Origin of the sequence: Streptomyces gamaensis, assembly GCF_042656465.1 — a bacterium.
GTDB lineage: Bacteria > Actinomycetota > Actinomycetes > Streptomycetales > Streptomycetaceae > Streptomyces > Streptomyces gamaensis.
Genome location: NZ_JBHSPB010000006.1, coordinates 291,281 through 306,904 on the forward strand (window position 1 = coordinate 291,281; position 15,624 = coordinate 306,904).

The 15,624-nt window shown below is 71.0% G+C and carries 11 protein-coding genes; 7 read left to right on the plus strand and 4 right to left on the minus strand.

Going from position 1 to position 15,624, the window contains the following annotated elements:
• Position 1 precedes the first annotated feature (1 nt).
• A complete protein-coding gene (locus ACFP1Z_RS12505) occupies positions 2-889 on the minus strand; it encodes an NAD(P)-dependent oxidoreductase (protein WP_390316191.1) in 888 nt (295 codons plus the stop codon).
• Between the two features lie 48 nt (positions 890-937).
• Here ACFP1Z_RS12505 and ACFP1Z_RS12510 point away from each other — a divergent pair, with 48 nt between their 5' ends.
• The 3 genes from ACFP1Z_RS12510 to ctaF all read left to right on the plus strand — a co-directional run bounded on the left by ACFP1Z_RS12510 (position 938) and on the right by ctaF (position 3,788).
• Positions 938-1,288 (plus strand): winged helix-turn-helix transcriptional regulator, encoded by a 351-nt coding sequence (locus ACFP1Z_RS12510; RefSeq protein WP_390316193.1) that lies wholly within the window; start codon positions 938-940, stop codon positions 1,286-1,288.
• A gap of 392 nt (positions 1,289-1,680) precedes the next feature.
• Positions 1,681-3,402: an aa3-type cytochrome oxidase subunit I gene (gene ctaD, locus ACFP1Z_RS12515; RefSeq protein WP_390316194.1), complete on the plus strand. Its 1,722-nt coding sequence runs from the start codon at positions 1,681-1,683 to the stop codon at positions 3,400-3,402.
• Positions 3,399-3,788, plus strand: a complete 390-nt coding sequence (gene ctaF, locus ACFP1Z_RS12520; RefSeq protein ID WP_390316196.1) for an aa3-type cytochrome oxidase subunit IV — start codon at positions 3,399-3,401, stop codon at positions 3,786-3,788. Before ctaD ends, ctaF begins: the two co-directional genes overlap by 4 nt.
• A gap of 28 nt (positions 3,789-3,816) precedes the next feature.
• Here the strand turns inward: ctaF and qcrB are convergent, their stop codons facing one another.
• Entirely contained in the window at positions 3,817-5,451 is a 1,635-nt protein-coding gene (qcrB, locus tag ACFP1Z_RS12525) for a cytochrome bc1 complex cytochrome b subunit (RefSeq protein WP_390316197.1), read from the minus strand.
• Between the two features lie 245 nt (positions 5,452-5,696).
• Here qcrB and ACFP1Z_RS12530 point away from each other — a divergent pair, with 245 nt between their 5' ends.
• Positions 5,697-6,275: a hemerythrin domain-containing protein gene (locus ACFP1Z_RS12530; RefSeq protein WP_390316198.1), complete on the plus strand. Its 579-nt coding sequence runs from the start codon at positions 5,697-5,699 to the stop codon at positions 6,273-6,275.
• A gap of 162 nt (positions 6,276-6,437) precedes the next feature.
• Here the strand turns inward: ACFP1Z_RS12530 and ACFP1Z_RS12535 are convergent, their stop codons facing one another.
• Together ACFP1Z_RS12535 and ACFP1Z_RS12540 are read right to left on the minus strand one after the other, a co-directional pair.
• The gene (locus ACFP1Z_RS12535; RefSeq protein ID WP_390316199.1) at positions 6,438-10,013 is read right to left on the minus strand and encodes a tetratricopeptide repeat protein; all 3,576 of its coding nucleotides are present in this window, start codon (positions 10,011-10,013) and stop codon (positions 6,438-6,440) included.
• 45 nt (positions 10,014-10,058) lie between these two features.
• On the minus strand, positions 10,059-11,357 hold the full coding sequence (locus ACFP1Z_RS12540) for an FAD-dependent monooxygenase (protein ID WP_390316201.1): 1,299 nt from the start codon (positions 11,355-11,357) through the stop codon (positions 10,059-10,061).
• Between the two features lie 132 nt (positions 11,358-11,489).
• Between ACFP1Z_RS12540 and ACFP1Z_RS12545 the strand changes: the two genes are divergently transcribed.
• From ACFP1Z_RS12545 to ACFP1Z_RS12555, 3 genes are read left to right on the plus strand one after another with little or no spacing between them, the layout of a single operon-like run.
• Entirely contained in the window at positions 11,490-12,542 is a 1,053-nt protein-coding gene (locus tag ACFP1Z_RS12545; protein WP_390316202.1) for an NAD-dependent epimerase/dehydratase family protein, read from the plus strand.
• Positions 12,539-13,684 carry a Rieske 2Fe-2S domain-containing protein gene (locus tag ACFP1Z_RS12550; protein WP_390316203.1) on the plus strand — a complete coding sequence of 382 codons (1,146 nt, stop codon included), beginning with the start codon at positions 12,539-12,541 and terminating at the stop codon, positions 13,682-13,684. Before ACFP1Z_RS12545 ends, ACFP1Z_RS12550 begins: the two co-directional genes overlap by 4 nt.
• Positions 13,599-15,623 (plus strand): prenyltransferase/squalene oxidase repeat-containing protein, encoded by a 2,025-nt coding sequence (locus tag ACFP1Z_RS12555; RefSeq protein WP_390316204.1) that lies wholly within the window; start codon positions 13,599-13,601, stop codon positions 15,621-15,623. Before ACFP1Z_RS12550 ends, ACFP1Z_RS12555 begins: the two co-directional genes overlap by 86 nt.
• Position 15,624: the final 1 nt, after the last annotated feature.

A 15,624-nucleotide genomic window follows, 5' to 3' on the forward strand; every position in this document is an offset into this window, starting at 1 on the left:
TTCAGCGGCGTCCCAGGACCTCGGCGATCCGGCTGAATCCGTCCGTACCGTGGCCCAGTCCGATGGCGCGGCGCACCATGCCTTCGGCCGTGCGCATCACGCCCGCGTCGATGCCGTGGGCCTCGGAGGTGTGGACGATGTGGGCCATGGACGAGGCCGCCGAGGTGATCGGGTTGCCCTCGCCGGAGAAGCCGCCGTTCTCGATGTCCTCCGCGGACTGCTGGAAGAGCGGCGGGAGGATGCCGGCGATGCCCTGGGCGAAGGGTGTCAGTTCCCGCGCGGTGACGCCCTCCGCCCGTGCCACCGCGAGGGCGTGCGCGTATCCCGCCATCGCGGTCCAGAAGATGTCGAGCAGCGCGATGTCGTACGCCGCCGCCCGGCCGATGTCCTCACCGAGGTGGGTGTGGGAGCCACCCAGCGCCTCAAGCACCGGCCGGTGCTGCTGGTAGAGCTCCTCCGGGCCGCTGTGGAGGAACACCGCGGCGGGTGTTCCGATGGTCGTGGTCGGCGTCATGATCGCGCCGTCCAGGTACCGGATGCCGTGCGCGGCGGCCCAGTCCGCCGTCTCCCGGGCCCGTCCGGGGGTGTCGGCGCTCAGGTTCACCACCGTGCGGCCCTTGAGCGCCGCGGTGACCGCGTCGGAGCGCAGGACGGCGTCCGACGCGTCGTAGTCCACCACGCACACCACGGTCAGTCCGCTCGCGGCGACCGCCTCGTGCGCCGACCTCGCGCCGTCGGCCCCCCGTTCGACCAGGTCGCGTTCCCGGCCCGGCGTGCGGTTCCACACGGTCGTACGTACTCCCGCGTCCAGGAAGGCGCCGGCCAGGGCCCGGCCCATGGGGCCGAGACCGAGGACGGTGACGGCAGACTGATCAGAGTGCGTGGACATGACTCAACTCCCGTACAAATGCTGCGATTAGTGAAGAGGTGGATGAAAATGACGCGTAGTCGTGCTCAGGACCCGAACGTCTGCGGAGTGACCGCCGCGATCGCCGTGATCGACGGCAAGTGGAAGACCGCCCTGCTCTGGCTCCTGGAATCCGGCCCGCACCGTCCGGGCGAGCTGCGCCGGCAGCTGCCGGGCCTCAGCGAGAAGGTGCTGACCCAGGCGCTCCGCGAGATGGAGACGGACGGACTCGTGCACCGCGAAGTGCACGACGTGCGGCCCCTGAAGACCGTGTACTCCCTGACCTCATTCGGCCGCGAACTCTCCGAGGCACTGGCCCCCGTGTCCGACTGGGGCCACCGCCGCCTGGACATGCTCGCCGAGACCCGGCCGGCCTCCTGACACGACGTCACCCCCTGTCCCCTCCGTGTGCGACGGCCCCGTGACCGCCGCACCACCAGACTCGCCCCCGGGCCGTTCCCTGCCAAGTACCCACAAAAAAGTGGGTACTCGACGGGCGGCGCGGGGGCGGGGGAGCCGCGTGACTGTCCCTCCGGCTCAGCCCTCGCGCAAAGCCCCGGCTCACGGCCGAGCAGCGGACCGGCACCGTCACCCCTGGTGACAGGGTCGTCGACGGCCCGTTCCCCCCGGTGTCCGTTGCCCCGACCGCCGCACACCCCTGTTTGCCCGGCCGCGTGTGTGTGGAAGGCATGCCGGGGCCAGAGAGGTACGGCCGCTCGCGGAAGCGTCACGGAGAGACGGCCGTCACCGGTACCGAGCCCTCCGGAGGGGCCATGCCGCAGGTGGAAGACGACCAGAGTCTCAAGGACCCGGGCCTCGGCCCCTCCTCCAATCCGCGTGTCCGCCAGGGCGGCAGGATCAGGGATTACCTCACCACGACCGACCACAAGACGATCGGCAACATGTACTTGGTCACCGCGTTCGGGTTCTTCCTGGTCGGGGGGCTCCTGGCGATGCTGATGCGGGCGGAGCTGGCCCGGCCCGGTCTGCAGTTCTTCACCACGACCCAGTACAACCAGCTGTTCACCATTCACGGCACCGTCATGATGCTGCTCTTCGCGACCCCGACGTTCGTCGGATTCGCCAACGCCCTCATGCCGCTGCAGATCGGCGCACCCGACGTCGCCTTCCCCCGCCTCAACGCGCTGACCTTCTGGCTGTTCCTCTTCGGCGGGCTGATGGTGGTGTCCGGGCTTGTCGTCCCCGGCGGTGCGGCCGCCTTCGGGTGGTTCGCCTACGCCCCGCTGAACAGTGCCGTCTTCTCGCCGGGCGCGGGACCCGACCTGTGGGCCACGGGCCTGGTCCTGGCGGGGCTGAGCACCACCCTGGGCTCGGTCAACTTCATCGCCACGATCCTGTGCCTGCGGGCCCCCGGCATGACCATGTTCCGGATGCCCATCTTCACGTGGAACATCCTGTTCACCGCGATCCTGGTCCTGCCGGCCTTTCCCGTACTGACAGCGGCCCTGCTGGTCCTGGAGGCGGACCGCAAATTCGGTTCGCACGTATTCGACGCCGCGAACGGAGGGACCCTGCTCTGGCAGCACCTGTTCTGGTTCTTCGGGCACCCCGAGGTCTACATCGTCGCCCTGCCGTTCTTCGGCGTGGTGACGGAGATCCTGCCCGTCTTCAGCCGCAAACCGGTCTTCGGCTATGCCGGAATGGTCGGTGCGACCATCGCCATCACCATGCTGTCGGCCACGGTCTGGGCCCACCACATGTTCGCCACCGGGGCCGTACTGCTGCCGTTCTTCGCCATGATGTCCTTCCTCATCGCCGTTCCGACCGGCGTGAAATTCTTCAACTGGATCGGCACCATGTGGCGGGGGAGCATCTCGTTCGAGACACCGATGCTGTGGGCGATCGGATTCCTCGTCACCTTCCTGCTGGGCGGGCTCAGCGGAGTCGTCATCGCGTCACCGCCACTGGACTTCCACCTCACCGACAGCTACTTCATCGTCGCGCACCTGCACTACGTCCTCTTCGGCACCATCGTCTTCGCCATGTTCGGCGGCTTCTACTTCTGGTGGCCGAAACTCACCGGCAAGATGCTCGACGAACGCATCGGAAGGATCCAGTTCTGGACGCTGTTCACCGGATTCCAGACGACCTTCCTCGTCCAGCACTGGCTCGGCGAAATGGGCATGCCCCGGCGCTACGCCGACTATCTGGCAGCCGACGGCTTCACCACGCTCAACACCGTCTCGACCGTCGGAGCCTTTCTCGTCGGCCTGTCCACGCTGCCGTTCCTGTACAACGTGTGGAAGACCACGCGATTCGGCACGAAGGTCGGAACCGACGACCCCTGGGGATACGGACGCTCCCTGGAATGGGCCACCAGCTGCCCGCCACCACGCCACAACTTCGAGGCCATCCCGCGAATCCGCTCCGACTCGCCCGCCTTCGACCTGCACCACCCGGAAGTACCCGCCCTGCCCGCCGGCCGCGCCACGGCGGAGACGGCCACCGACTCGCGCGGAGAGCGGAACGCATGAAGACCGAGGCGCATCTCTTCGCCGGCGTCGCCGCCTTCTTCCTCGTCTCCGACGCCGCCTACATCTGGTGGTCCCGGGAACCGGCCGGCGGCGCCGCACTCACCGTCGCCTTCCTCATGGCCTCGGTCATCGCCTTCTTCTGCACCGTGACCTACCGCCGCAAGGGCCGCAGGCCCGAGGACCTTCGCGACGCGCGCATCCACCAGCGGGCCGGAGTGGTGGACTTCTTCCCGCCGCACAGCGGATACCCGCCGCTGACCGCCGTGGGCGCGACCCTGCTGATGCTCGGGATCGTCTACGGGCTGTGGCTGTTCATCATCGGCGCCGGCATCGCGATGACCGGAATCCTCGGCATGACCCTCCAGTTCGTCGACGCCGAGGACTGACGCCCACCACCATGGCGCAAGGAGTGCGCTACTCCTCCTCCGCCGGGGGCAGCGGCCCCGCCGTCCGGCCCGAGACCTGCAACCGCTCCTCGGCAGTGGCCGGCATCTCCACCCGGTCCCGGTAGAACCAGGTGCTCAGCGCCGCCCGGAGCCGCTGCCGGCGTGGCGCCCCCGCGGCAGGCCGCGCCAGCGGCACCGGAACGTCACGGACCAGCACCCGGTAACGGAACGCGGCGTCCAGCGGCCGGTTCTTCTCACTGAAGCGGCCCTCCGGCGACTGACTCACCCTTCCCGTCTCCTCGCCCTCCTCCAGCAGCCGCCGGTCGTGAGCCTGCAACGCCAGGCAGACCCGCTTGGTGATCAGGAAAGCGACCACCGGTCCGGCGACCACCGCCACACGGTAGATCCACACGAGCGTGTCGACCGAGACCCGGAACACCATCGCCGCCACATCATCGCCGCCCGCGGCCAGCAGCACCGCGTAGAACACGACAGCGGCCGCCCCCAACGCGGTACGGACAGGCCGGTCCCTGGGACGGTCGCACAGATGGTGCTCCAGCACATCACCGACGACCCACCTCTCGAAGAACGGGTAGAGGTAGAGCACAAGAAAGAGCACACCGGGCAACGCCACCGCGGGCAGGAACACATTCCACATCAGCGTGTGCCCGCCCACCGTGTTCTCCCACGGCGGCATGAGCCGCAACGCGCCCTCCAGGAACCCCACGTACCAGTCGGGCTGGGCACCGGTCGACACCTGGTCGGCGCGGTAGGGCCCGAAACCCCACACCGGATTGATCTGGGCGAAGCCGCTGAGCAGCGTGATCACCCCGAAAACCGTCAGACTCAGCCCCACCGACTTCGCGGTGAACTGCGGGAACATCGGCCGTCCGACGACATTCCGGTTCGTCCGCCCCCGCTCCGGCCACTGCGTGTGCTTCAGATACACGATCAGCACCAGATGCGCCCCGATCAACGCGATCAACAGCCCCGGCACGAACAGCACATGCGCGATATACAGCCGTCGGATGACCGCCTCCCCCGGAAACGGACCGCCCCACACGAAGCTGCTCAGATACGTGCCGACGACCGGAATCGACATCACGATCGTGTTGGCCGTCCGCATCCCCGTACCGGACAGCAGATCGTCGGGCAGCGAGTAACCGCAGAAGCCCTCAAGCATCGCGAGCATGAACAGCGTCACACCGATGACCCAGTTGAGTTCGCGGGGGCGGCGGAACGCCCCCGTGAAGAAGACACGCAGCATGTGCACACCCGCGGCGGCCACGAAGACCAGAGCCGCCCAATGGTGCATCTGACGGATCAGCAGCCCGCCGCGCACATCGAAGGTGATGCGGAGCGTGGAGGCGTACGCGCCGGTGACCGGCAGACCCCGCAGCGGCGCGTACGAGCCCCGGTAGACGCTCTCGGCCATGCCGGGGTCGAAGAACAGCGTCAGATAGCTGCCGGTGAGCACCAGCACCGCGAAGCTGTACAGCGCGATCTCGCCCAGCAGGAACGACCAGTGGTCCGGAAAGGCCTTCCTGAACAGCAGCCCGACCGCCTCCGAGACCGGAGCACGGCGGTCGGCCCCGACGTACCCCGTGAACGCGGCCTGGCGCGCCCGGGCACCGAGCATCTCCCGCCTTCTGCCCAGCAGCATGCGCCCCTCACGCTCCCTCTCGGATCGACCACGCACCGGCATCCGGAGCGACGGGCGGCCGACCGGGCAACCCGCCTCCCGGCAGGTAGATCACGGCACGGCCCCGGCCGCAGGCCGCACAGCCCGGGCCCGACGGGCCGGATGTTCCCCCCAAAGGGTGCTGCCGATCGGACCAGCGGCCGAGCGCCCACCGACCGCACGGGGAAGGGGAGGCACACGCGGATCACACCCTGCGGAGGAGCACGGTGCCACACAACACGCGGGACGCCGACCTCATCGGCGAACTCACCGCCGACCACCGGAAGGTGCGGCGGCTCTTCGACCGCATCCGCGCTGCCCCTCCCGGCAGCACCGCCCGCAAGGAACTGGCCGACCAGGTGACCGCCGAGCTGGTACGTCACGGGGCCGTCGAGGAGAAGCACCTGCACCCGGCCCTGCGCCGGCACCTGCCGCGCGGGGCGCGATGGTGCGAGCAGGACCTGGCGGACCACGCCGCGATCGAGCGCGTCCTGCGGGAACTGGGCCAACAGCAGCCCGGTGAGGCGGAGTTCGACCACCTGCTGGTGGAACTCATCACGCGGGTGACCGCCCACACCCTGGACGAGGAACAGCGGCTCTTCCCCCGGCTGCAGGCCGCCTGCCCGGCCGAGCTGCTGCGGGAACTGGGGGAAAAGACCCGCACTGACCGCCCGACGGCCCCTGCCCGCCCCCGCCCGTCCGCCCCACAGCTCGAACCGGCTCACCAGCCGGAAACACCTGCGACCGGGATCCTCGGGCGGATCCGGGGCTTCCTCACGGCGCGGGGGCGGCATGCCGACGGGTGAGCGGCGCGGGCTGCGCGCTGCGGGCGGTGGCCTGCGGCCACGGTCCGCCACAGGGCGTACGGTTCGAGGCGCGTGGTCTACTCGGCGGACTGGAGGCGCAGGTCGGGCTCGCAGCCGTCGGGGCGTCGCAGGTTCGTGTGGCTTCCTCGTGCCCGTTCTTCATCACGGCAGAGTGATGGGGCACACCGCCTTCCACAGTGAGTCGGCGAGGCCACGCAGCCTGGGCACGTCCGTGCCCGGACACAGGGCGAGTTCCTCCAGGGATTCGGCCGTCTCGGCCTTCCGTGTCCACGCACAGCCGCTGTCGAGCAGGGGCGCCACGTGCCTGTCGACCAGGCTCCACTCGCCCAGGGCTGCTGCTGCTATCGGACTCGGATACAGCTCCCTCCACAGGGCAGCGGCTGCGGCCGGGCCCTTCGCACGGCTGACGGCCATGGCCAGATGGAAGGTGCCCCGGTCCCGGTCCACCGCGCGGAGACGCTCTGCGAGCGTACGGGCCATGGTGAACCACCCCGCACACCGGCAGGCTGGGGCCCGCCGGGCCAGGCTCTCCGCCGATTCGTCCGGTGACATCCAGGCAGCGGTCCAGGTATCTCCGAACATGAGTCCAAGGCACGTGTCGAGTTGGGCGGCAGCCTCCGCCAGGTGACCGGAGTCGAGCAACGCCAGTGCGCGGCGCCCCCGTGCCCAGCCGAAGTCGGCGTCGAGACGGATTGCCCGAGTGAGATCGGCGCGGGCCTCCTGGGGGCGCCGGAGTGCGAGGAGTGTCGCGGCGCGTTCGCCCCTGAGCCAGGATTGTTCCCCGACGAGCTGCAGGGCCCAGTTGACATCCGCCAGTGCCTCCTCATGGCGCCCCACGGCGCGCAGGACCTGGCCGCGGCTCCCGATTTCCACCCCGCTGCGCGGTTCAGCCGCGATGATGTGGTCGAAGTCGGTAAGCGCTCGTTCGTACCAGCCGCGGCGCCGATAGGACTCCCCTCTGTGAAAGAGGAAGCCGAGGTTGCCCGGGGCGGCCGCCACCGCCGCGTCCAGATCGGCGAGTTCGCCTTCCACCTCACCTGACTGCGCCCGTATCCATGCACGTTCGAAGAGATGAAACGGGTCGTCGGACCGGACTTCAAGCAACTGCTCGATCGTGGCGCATGCTTCGTGCAGCTTCCCCAGGAATTCCAGCGTGTCGAGACGTTGACTCAGCACGTCCAGATCCTCGGGGCCGAGGGCCACGGCTCGCTCGATGCTCTGTAACGCCGCCTCGCCATCACCGCTGCCGACCAGCAGCCGAGCCCGAGTACGCAGGTTCCACACATCGTCCGGGTCAGCGGTCAGCAACCGGTCGCAGTCCGTGAGGGCGTGCTCCAGTCTGCCGAGCCGCTCGTTGAGCAATATCCTCCTGCGGAGAGCCCAGAAGTACTGCGGGTTGAGCTCATAAGCTCGCGCTTGCTTGTCCAGAGCGTCCTCGGTACGTCCGAGGTCCGCCAGGATGCGGGCACGGAAGCTGACCATCCACGCGGATCGCGTACCGAAGGCCAGTGCTTTGTCGTATGCGGCAAGTGCTTCGTCGTACCGTCCTGCAAAGCGGTGGAGATCGCCCAATTCGCTCTGCACCCACGCGGAGTCCTCCATCAGTGCGGCACGCTGGAGATCATCGAGTGCGCCTGCTGGATCGTCGAGCACCTGCCGGAGCCAGGAGCGTGAGACCAGCGTCCACCAGTCGCCCGGCTCCAGGTCCATGACCCGATCGAGGTCCGCGAGTGCCCGCCGATACTGACCCATGTCCCTGAGGAGCAGGCCTCGGAGAACCAGGGCAAGTCTGTTCCCCGGGTCAAGCCCCACGGCTTGGCTGTAGTCCGCCAACGCCTCACTGGAGTGTCCCGACCGGCTGCGCGCCTCGCCACGTGCAGTGAGGTAATCCGCATCTTCCGGCTCCAGTTCGTGAGCCTTGTCGAGATCGGCCAAGGCCTGTTCGAAGTCCTGAAGCCGGAGGTAGGTGACCCCGCGCCCGAAATAGGCCCTGGCATTCGCCGGATCGAGAGCTATGGCCTGGTCGTAGTCGCCGAGCGCCTCTTGCAGGGATCCGGTCTCACGTAATTCCCGTCCCCGGATCACATGCGCGTGGGCCCTTTCTGCATCGTTGAAGCCTGCCCGGTTGATCAGCAGGCTCAACAGCCTTGCACAATCGCTTTGTTCATCGGACAGCGCGCCGAGGCAGTCGTCTCCCCAGCCGCGCAGCAGCTCCGAGTCCGCGTCCTCACCCGCCTCGGCCAGGACACGAGCCCAGCGCCGGGCGATCTCCAGGCTTTCGTCGCAGGCGTGAACGCCGTCAAGCAGTGCGGCGCCGAGCTCGGCGCGCGGGCGGGCGCACAGCAGGTGGTACAGCTCGTCCAGGCGCTCCTCCCGCCACTCCGGCAGGGACCACGGCCGCTCCCCGGTCTGCCCCTGGTCGGCCGCGGCGCGCCGTTCGCTGAAGGCGGCGGCCAGCTCTCGGTGGCGTTGTTCCCAGCGCTGCGGTCCGCTTGCGCGCTGCATCGCGAGCATCGCGGTACGTACCACGTCGTGGTAGCGCACAAGGCCGTCGCGTTCGCTCACGAACGGCAGTGAGCGCAGCCAGCCGAACTGCTCGCCGTCTTCGTCCGTGGCCCCGGTCGCCGCTCGGCAGATGTCCTCGTCGAGGCGGCGCGGCAAGGCGCAGGCGAGGGCCGTGGCGCGGCGGGCAGGGTCCTGCTCCCACTTCAGGAAGCGGTCGACGGCCGTCGCGCTGGGCGCCGCGACATCGCCGGGATTCTCGGCAAGTGTCGAGACGAGGACGGGCAGCCGACCGGACAGCCGCAGGATGTCGCGGACCACTCCTTCCTCCACCACTCCCTTGGCCGCGAGGAGTTGCCGGACCTCGGCCTCGGTGAACAGGTCGAGGGGCAGCTCCTTGACCAGGTCGGCGCTGTCCGCCCAGCAGGCGGGGTCGGGGCGGCGCTGCCCGGCCAGCGTGATGACCGTGTTGGCGGGCAGCGCACCGTACCGCTCGGTGGTGACGAGGTCGCGCAGCCAGCTGTCCAGGAAGGGAGCTGTCCGTTCGTACGTGTCGAAGAAGATCGCCAGCCACGGCACTTCTTCTGCGGCCTCGGCCAGTTCCTCCGCCAGGGCCGGTGTCAGCGCCCGCAGCGGGTCGAGGACCAGTTGGACGTCCTCCTGCTTGCCGAACCGCGCGCTGAGCAGGCCCCGGAGGCGATCGGTGGTACGCGCCACGGAGGACGCGTCCAGCGCGCCCGCGACGGGGCCGAGGCCGGGCACCATGCCCAGGCCCGCCAGTCCGGCTTGCGCGATCACCGTGGCGCCCGGCGACGGGCCGCCGGACTCGTCGCCCGGTTCCTGGGCCGCCGACTCCGCTTCGTGCCGCCGTTCCCGGTACCTCGCCAGCAGCTTCTCCAACGGCTTGAGAGGTACGTCTTGTTGTGCGAAGTGGTCGCAGATGACGGAGAGGGCTTCGGGCACGCTGTTGACCGACTCGTCGATGTACGCGGTCACCGCGCCGCGTTCGCGGGCCACCGACTCCATCTCCCGCACCAGCGAGGTCTTGCCGACGCCCGCGTCCCCGTGGATGTGGAAGACGAAGCGGTGGCGTTCGTCCTCCGGTGGGCAGTCGAAGTTCTCCTGGAACACGGCGAGTTCGTCTCTGCGTCCCACGAAGCCGGCGCGCCTGCGGCGCCGGATCAGTTCCTGCATCGACATTCTGGCTGCACCCATGCGACCAGTATGCGATCGACGCTCGCATGACGCGTACGGCTGCGGTCAGAGCCCCATGACGGCGAGCGCCGGCAGCCTCCTGCGGAGTGCCCGTGGCGTGCGTGGGGTGCCGACGGCGGGGCCGGTCAGCCACAGGAGCCAGTCGGCGAGGTCGGCGAGCCGGGTGCCGGTTCCCGCCAGGCTGGGGTCGGTCAGCGCGTGGGCCGTGACACGGGCGAGTGCCCCGCAGAACGCGCTGCGGCGGTCGTCCAGGACGCCCAACAGGCCCAGGGCGAGGTCTCGTTGGCGGGGGTCGTGCCGCCACAGGCCCAGGGCCGCCCGGCGCAGCAGCAGGGAGGCGGGGTCGTGTGCGGTCAGGGTGCGGTGGAGCGCGGCTCCCAGGCGCTCGGCGGACCAGGAACGCGCGGTCCGTTCGGCGGCGTAGGCGGCGAGGTCCGGGGCCCGGCGGGCGAGGCACTCGGCGTCGAGGAGCGCGAGCGTCATGCCCTGGGCGGCCAGGGGATGTCCGTGCCCGACCGCGTCGCCGACCAGGGCGCAGCGCCCCCGTCCGTAGAAGGAGCGCCTGCGGAAGCGGGCGGCCGCCCACTGGAGCCTGCCGGCGGCGAGTGCCTCGAAGAAGTGCGGGCGCAACGGGCCGGGGAGGGCGGCGGCGTAGCCGTGCCGCAGATAGCCGTGGACCTCCGCGGGGCCGGGACAGGGAAAGGGGATGTCGAGGCAGAGGCGGACGGTGTCCGGTGCCACCCGGTAGGCCAGTACGGGCCCCGGTCCGCCGAGGAAGACGTGGCCGTAGCCGTCGCGGGGCAGGCGGGCGCCGGGCAGCAGCAGTCCGGCGATCCGGGACAGGGGGGCGCTCGCCGCCTCGCCGGGGCGCAGCAGGCGGCGCACGGTGGAGGCGCGTCCGTCGGCGCCGACGACCAGCCCGGCGCGTATCTCCTCGCGGGTGGTACGGGCCCGTCCGTCCGTGGTGACGGCGGTGAGGCGTTCGCTTTGGCGGAGCGTGATACCGGGGGTGCCACGGAGCGTGTCCAACAGCACTGCGGTCAGGGTGTGGTGATGCATGCTCAGCGCCGTGCCGCCGGGATAGGGGCAGTGCAGCGGAGGGTTGCCGTCCGCGGCGTGCAGCCGGAAACCGAGGTTGGCCGTGAACTCCCGGCCGGGGCAGCGGATTCCCATCCGGTGCAGGGCGCCCACCCCGGCCGGGTGGAGCCACTCGCCCGCCAACTGGCGGGCGGGAGCGGGGCGCGGCTCCAGGACCAGGACCGTGGCGCCGCGCCGGGCGAAGGCCAGCGCCGTCATGCAGCCCGCCGGCCCCGCCCCCGCGACCAGCACGTCCACGGTGCGCACGGCACCCTCCTCGGCCGTCCTCCTGGCCCACTTCTGCTCATGCTGGACGGTCGCTAAACTGCGATATGGGAGATGTGATCGTATATACCCGCTGCCTGAAAGCTCGTCAGAAATAGGGGAGTTGGGGCGGAGATGATCCTTGTCACGGGTGCCACCGGGCACCTGGGAGCCAACCTGGTCCGCGCGCTGCTCGCCGAGGGGCAGGACGTGCGCGTGCTGCTCAAGGGGGAGGCCGGGCCCGCTCTCGACGGTCTCGCGGTGCACCGCGTGCGGGGCGATCTGCGGGACGCGCGGGCGGTGGGCCGGGCCGTCTCCGGCTGCGAGGAGATCTACCACTGCGCCGCCCTGGTCTCCACGGGAAGCGGCCGCGCACGCGAGACCTACGACGTCAACGTGGCGGGCACCCGCCATGTGCTGGCCGCCTCGCGGCGGTCGGGAGTCCGCCGGGTCGTGGTCACCGGCTCGCTGAGCGCGACCGGCTGGCGCCCCGGCGTCCCGAGCACCGAGGAGGAGCCCTTCTACCCGTTCGCGGAGCACACCCCCTACACCGTCACCAAGATGCTGGCGGAGCACGAGTGCGCGAAGGCCGCGGCACAGGGGCTGGACGTGGTCGTCGCGACGTCCACGGCGATCGTCGGCCCGCACGACTACCGGCCGTCCCGGATGGGCCGGCTGCTCCTCGATTTCGCCAACGGGCGGGTGCTGCTCTACGTCCCCGGCGGTTTCGAGTTCGTCTCCGTCACCGATCTCGTCGCCGGGCACCTGCTGGCGATGCGCCGCGGAGCCGCCGGGCGGAAGTACCTGTTCTCCACCCGGTTCCACACGGTCGGGGAGATGCTCGACCTCTACGCGGCCGTCTGCGGACGCCGGCCGCTGCGACTGCGGCTGCCGTCCCCGCTGATGGCGGGCGTCGCCAGGGCCGCCGCGCCGCTGGCCGCCCGGCTGGCCCCGCGGCACGAACCCCGGCTGACCCCGGCGGCCGTGGGCTTCCTGCGCTCCCGGCGGCGCGCGGACTGCTCCCGCGCCGTCACGGAGCTGGGCTACCGGCCGACGAGCGTGGCCAGGGCGGTCGAGGAGGCGTACGCGTGCTTCGCCCGGCGCGGACTGGTCGACGGCCGCCGCCGGACCACGGCGGTACGGGGCCGTACCCCCGGGGCCGCCCGGCGCCCGGCGGACCAGCCGTGACCGGCCCGCCCGATTTCGCCCAGGCGCGGGGCAGGCGCCAGAAGGTCCTGGCGGCCGGCCTGGACCCCGGCCACTGGTACCCCGTCGAGTACGAGCGGGCCCTGCGCCCCGGCACCACCCTCGCCACCTCCTTCTGGAACCGGCCGATCGTGGTCTGGCGCGGCCACGACGGCTCGCTGCACGCACTGGAGGACCGCTGCGCCCACCGCCAACTGCGCCTGTCCGCAGGCGTGGTGGACGGCTGCCACCTCACCTGCGAGTACCACGGCTGGACCTACCGGGGCGACGGCCGCGTGGTGCACTACGCCCACGACCTCTTCGGGCGCGCCGAACCCGAGGTACGCGTGCGGGGCTACCCGGTGACGGTGCGTCACGGACTGATCTGGGTGTTCCCGGGCGACCCCGCCCGCGCCGGCGAGCGGCCCGTCCCGGACATCCCCGAGCTGACCGGCCCCAGGCCCTGGCCCCGGATGGACATCTCCTACGTGTGGCGGGCCCACCACTCCCTGATCATCGACAACACCAGCGACTTCACCCACGCCTATCTGCACCGCAAGTACCGGCCGTTCTGGGACGCCAGGCTCACCCGCCACCGCCCGACGCCGGACCGCGAAGGCGTCGAGATCTCCTACGACGCCTTCATCGGCGGCGGCCGCTTCGTCCGGCACTTCGTCAACCGCGAGCGCGCCGACACCACGTCCATCGACATCACCTACCACTACCCCTACCAGTGCTCCGACACCGGCGGATACATCAAGCACTGGCTCTTCCTGCTCCCCATGGACCGCCGCACCACGCGCGTGTTCTTCCTCTTCTACTTCAAGGCCGACGGCATCCGGATCCCCGGCACCGCCCTGACCGTCCCCTACCGGCTGACCGCCCCCCTGATGCGCGCCGTCAGCGCCCTGACCGCACGCCCGACCCTCAGCCAGGACGGGGCGGCGGTCGAAGGCGAACAGCGCGGCTACGAGCGGCACTTCGCCGCACCCGCCGTCGAACTCAACCCGGCCGTCCGGCTCTGCCAGGACCTCACCATCCGCAAATGGGGGGAACACCTTGCGCGCAACGGAACCGACGCCCGGCCCCGCCCCGGCGACCGGCCCCGCCCCGGACCCGGACCGGGCACACCGCAGAGCCCTTGACCACCTGCTGTCCCTCCAGGAGCCCGAAGGCTGCTGGGAGGGCGAGATGGTGTGGAACACCATGCTCCTCTCCCAGTACGTCGTCGTGTGCCGCGTCGTCGGGCACGAGCTCCCGCAGGAGACCCGGGCGGCGATGACGCGGCACTACCGGGCCACGGTCACCCCGGAGGGCGGCTGGGGCCTGCACCCGGAATCGGGCCCCTCCCCGTACTGCACCGTCCTCGCCCACCTCGCACTACGGCTGCTCGGCCACCCCAGGGACGAGGTGCTGTGCGCCCGCTCGGCGGCCTGGCTCCGCGACCGGCCGGCGGCCGCGCGGGCCCTGCCCACCTGGGGCAAACTCTGGCTCGCTGTCGTGGGACTCCACGACTACCGGGCCGTCAATCCGCTGCCCCCCGAACTCTTCCTGCTGCCACGCCGGCTGCCCGTCCACCCCGACCGGCTCTACTGCCACACCCGCACCATCTACCAGGCCATGGCCCACCTCTACGGCACCCGCTTCCACCACGACCTCGGACACCCCCTCACCGAAGAACTCCGGCACGACCTGCTGGACACGGAACAGCTCGGCCCGCCACCGCCGCCGCGCACCCAGCGCCGCCAACTGGGCACCGACGCCGTCGTCCCCCCGGGCCGGACACTGCGGGCCGCCTTCGACATCCTGGCCCTGTACGAGCGCAGGCCCCCGCGCCGGACCCGGGCCCGCGCCCTGGCCCGCTGCCTGGAGCGCGTGACCCACGAACAGCACACCACGCACGACCTCGGCCTCTCCCCGGTCAGCTCACTGCTCAACATCCTGGTGCTGCACGCCTCCGGAGCGGACCCGAAAGCCGTCGACCGCGCCCTGGCAGCCGTCGACCACTGGCGCTGGGAGGACACCGAACGCGGCCTCCGCTACGCCGGCGCCCGCTCCCAGACCTGGGACACCGTCTTCGCCGTCGAGACCCTGCTGGCCCGCCGGACCACCGCACCGGACGCCGCCGCCGACGCCGCCCTCCGACGCGCCTGCGCCTACCTGAACGACGCCCAGATCACCGACAATGTGCCGTGCCCCAAGACCACCGCCCGCGCGCCCGCCGCCGGCGGCTGGTGCTTCTCCGACCCCGGCCACCGCTGGCCGGTCAGCGACTGCACGGCCGAGGCGGCGGCCGCGCTCCTGCACGCCGCCGCACACCACCCGGACGTCCCCGTCCCCGACACGCGCAGACTGCGGCAGGCGACCGCGTTCCTGCTGCACCGGCAGAACCGCGACGGCGGCTTCGGCTCCTACGAGCCGCGCCGCGGCAGCCGCCTGCTGGAGGCCGCCAACCCGTCCGAGATGTTCTCCCGCTGCATGGTGGAGGACTCCTACACCGAATGCACCGGCTCCGCCCTGGTCGCCCTCGCGGAACTCCGGCGGCTGCACGGGCGGGCACACCGCGAGGCCGTGGCCCGGTCCGTCCGGCGGGCCGCCCGCTTCCTGCTGCGCACACAGTGCCGGGACGGCTCCTGGCGCGCCGCCTGGGGCGTCAACCGCATCTACGGCACCCTCTTCGCCGTCCGCGGCCTGCGCGCCGCCGGAGCACCGCCCGCCCACCCGCAGCTCGTCCGCGCCGCGCACTGGCTGCACACCGTGCAGCGAGCCGACGGCGGCTGGGGCGAACACCACCGCGGATGCACCGAGGACCGCTACGCCGAACACCCCGACAGCCAGCCCGTGTCGACCGCGTGGGCCCTGCTCGCGCTGTTGCAGCTCACCGGCCCCGAGACGGAGAGCGTGCGCGCGGGCGTCCGCTGGCTGTGCGAGCGGCAGGCACCCGACGGCTCCTGGCGCCAGGAGGCGGTGACCGGCGTCTTCTTCGGCACGGCCATGCTCGACTACCGCCGCTACGCCGACTACTTCCCCTGCTGGGCTCTCGGCGCCCACCTCGCCGCCCTCGACGGGCCCGCCCACCGCTGAC